At 44.4% G+C, this 3,339-nt stretch carries 2 protein-coding genes and 1 pseudogene; 2 read left to right on the top strand and 1 reads right to left on the bottom strand.

Annotation, left to right across the window (positions count from 1 at the left end; genetic code table 11):
• Positions 1-759 precede the first annotated feature (759 nt).
• Both F6K20_RS30500 and F6K20_RS30505 read left to right on the top strand, forming a co-directional pair.
• A complete protein-coding gene (locus tag F6K20_RS30500) occupies positions 760-1,545 on the top strand; it encodes a hypothetical protein (protein ID WP_287297209.1) in 786 nt (261 codons plus the stop codon).
• A 564-nt stretch (positions 1,546-2,109) separates the two neighbouring features.
• On the top strand, positions 2,110-2,985 hold the full coding sequence (locus F6K20_RS30505; RefSeq protein WP_287297211.1) for a catalase family protein: 876 nt from the start codon (positions 2,110-2,112) through the stop codon (positions 2,983-2,985).
• Between the two features lie 77 nt (positions 2,986-3,062).
• On the opposite strand, the pseudogene F6K20_RS30510 reads toward F6K20_RS30505, so the two are convergent.
• Positions 3,063-3,339, bottom strand: a pseudogene (locus F6K20_RS30510) (hypothetical protein); the annotation flags it as partial.

A 3,339-nucleotide genomic window follows, 5' to 3' on the forward strand; every position in this document is an offset into this window, starting at 1 on the left:
GTAAGCATTCAGCTATCAGCCAAAGGCCTTTGGCCACGCTTTCGGCAAAGCCGACGCTTCGCGAACGCGAACAGCTATCAGCCAAAGGCCTTTGGCCACTGGGCATAGCCCACGCTACTTGATGTGCTTATGGGCTATGGGCAAGCTACACCGAACAGCTTTTGAATAAGCGATGCAGCTTCGGAACAGGGGAGGCAGTGCCGACCTGCGGGGGTTCCCACGGGGCAAACAGCGGTGCGGACGCAGGTTCCGCACACAGACCCATGCGCCACTCGCGGTCTGCCGTGGTTTCCCCCACTCGCGCTTTGCATCAAGAAAACAGGTAAGTATTCGTTTAATCTGTGTTACGGAAAGCACCTCAAGTAGCGTGAGCTTTTAGCTCACGGCTGACCGCTGACGGCTGAATGCTTACGCTCATTATTGTTACTGTACTTCTTAGTTATACAAACCGCCGTAAATTAAATTAACTTAATTTTTATGAATAAAAATTAAGTTAATGGTACTATAAATGAAATCTAGATTCAATTAGATATTATATAAATGTGTTGGTCATCTATCAAACACGGTGTGCCACACGGAAACAGGATTCAATATCTAAATACTGGCGGAGATTTGACCTCTACTGTGCTTCGTGTAAACCTGTCATAGCAAGTCGAATCCTTGAGCCAAAAATCCCCGTTTTTTAAGAGCGGGGAGTATCAAAGTACGATTGCCGTACTGTATTTATCGTGTCAATCATATGACAGGAGTGCAAGTTAAATGTTTTCTCTAGGTTCAACAACTCCAGTCGGGGACTTTCGAGTCGATACTAATTACTTAGTTACCGATGTAAATGGTGATGGTCAGTCTGATCTAGTCGAGCTTTGGAATGATACAGATAGTTTCTTTGCTGCGACTTGGATTAGTAATGGTCAAGGTGGATTTAACTTCGGCGGTAATACCAGAGTAGGGGACTTTCGAGTCGATACTAATTACTTAGTCACCGATGTAAATGGCGATGGTGATTCTGATCTAGTCGAGCTTTGGAATGATACAGATAGTTTCTTTGCTGCGACTTGGATTAGTGATGGTCAGGGTGATTTTGACTTCGGCGGTAATACCAGAGTAGGGGACTTTCGAGTCGATACTAATTACTTAGTTACCGATGTAAATGGCGATGGTGAGTCTGATCTAGTCGAGCTTTGGAATGATACAGATAGTTTCTTTGCTGCGACTTGGATTAGTGATGGTCAGGGTGATTTTGACTTCGGCGGTAATACCAGAGTAGGGGACTTTCGAGTCGATACTGATTACTTAGTCACCGATGTAAATGGTGATGGTCAGTCTGATCTAGTCGAACTTTGGAATAATACAGATAATTTCTTTGCTGCGACTTGGATTAGTGATGGTCTGGGTGGATTTAGCTTCGGCAGTAATACACAAGTAGGAGACTTCCGAGTCGATACTGATTACTTAGTTACCGATTTAAATGGTGATGCTCAGTCTGATCTAGTTGAACTTTGGAATGATACAGATAAGTTCTTTGCTACTAGTTGGTTAAGCTAAGTTAGTAGGTACTGCCCACCGAGGATTAATAACAATAGTAGTTCACGTAGGGTGGGCAGTGCACCAGACAGATCAAATCAGCCAGCCAATCAAGTTACTAGACACTGCCCACCTAAGATTAATCAAAATAGTAAGCTAACGTAGGGTGGGCAGTGGTTGAGACAAATCAGATCAGCAAACCAATCAAGTTAGTAAACACTGCCCACCTAGGATTAATCCCAATAGAACAGTAAACAAATCTACGGTGGGCAAACAACATTTACTGTAAGCATTTAGCTAATGCGCTACGCGCACGCTACGCGAAAAGCAGTCAGCCGTCAGCTAATTAACGGGAGGTAGTAAAAAAGCTGCGGGATGCTGCTACGGCTGCTTGAAAATTCCTGCTCCTTTTACTAATCCGACCCCCTGGAGTTCTCTCGCCTGATAGCTGATAGCTAATAGCTGATAGCTGATGGCTTAAAAAACAAACGATAAAACTAAATACTACTCCCGACTCCCTACTCCCTACTCCCTACCCTAATGCTATAATACTAAAAAGCCAAAGGAGTAAAAGAGGCGAAACCGATGACTCAATTAGAAATTGGTCAAGAAAACGTACCGCCCGAAGAAGACGAAGCTACTCGTGAAATTGCCCAAATCAGTGAACGACTTATTGACAAACATCCTCCTGTAAAACGGGGAGAACATCCCAAAGCTCATGGTTGTGTTAGAGGAGAATTTATCATTGACCCTAACCTCCCTAACGATGACAAGATTAGAGTTGGTATTTTTAAAGAACCAGGTAAGCGTTTCCCCGCTTGTATTCGCTTCTCAAATTTCAGTGAGCAGAAGGATACCAGAGGTGATGCCCATGGTATGGCGGTTAAACTGATGGGTGTACCAGGAGACAAAGTCTTGGAGGATGAAAAATATGAGGAAACCCAAGACTTTTTGCTAATAGACCACCCGCTTTTCGTAGTTCGCAATGCCAAAGACTACATTGAGTTTTTTGCAGAAATTGAACGTTCTGGAAGCCGGAATCCCTTAAAGTTTTTCATAACTGGACTTAATCCATTTAAATGGCGCTGGCGTGAGATCCAGATCGGACTAGGGATTCGGTTGTCTAAGATGCGCAGTCCATTAGAATCTCAATATTGGAGTACAACCCCATACAAATATGGGTCAGGAGCGATTAAATTCTCCCTGAAGCCTTCTCCTGAGAATATCTCAACTAGTTCTAAGTCGATTCCTAAAACAGAAAACTATCTCCGCCACGCAATCCGAGAACATCTCAACAATAAAGAAGCTTGCTTTGATTTCTTAATTCAGTTTCAGACCGATGCCGATAAGATGCCAATTGAAGACCCCACCATCGATTGGAAATCACCCTATCAAAAAGTAGCTACTCTCAAGATTCCTGCTCAGGCTTTTGAATCTCCTGAGCAAATCAAATTTTGTTAAAATTTGTCCTACACCCCATGGCATTCTCTACCAGAGCATAGACCTTTAGGGGGAATTAACCGTCCTCGCAAGCAGGTTTACGAGTTAATTTCTCGGCTACGAAACCAACTGAATAATGTCCCCCATAAAGAACCAACAACAGAAGAATTTTTCTCGATTTTTCCCCTAGATGTCTTGCCGAAGTAGGGAGTCGGGAGTCGGGAGTCGGGAGTCGGGAGTCGGGAGTCGGGAGTCGGGAGTCGGGAGTCGGGAGTCGGGAGTCGGGAGTCGGGAGTCGGGAGGTAAGTGTGGGAAGTGTGGGAAGTGTGGGAAGTTTGGGTGTCAACTGGCATGAAAATCCCCAAGGCCTCACTA

Origin of the sequence: Moorena sp. SIO2C4 (assembly GCF_010672485.1) — a bacterium.
GTDB lineage: Bacteria > Cyanobacteriota > Cyanobacteriia > Cyanobacteriales > Coleofasciculaceae > Moorena > Moorena producens.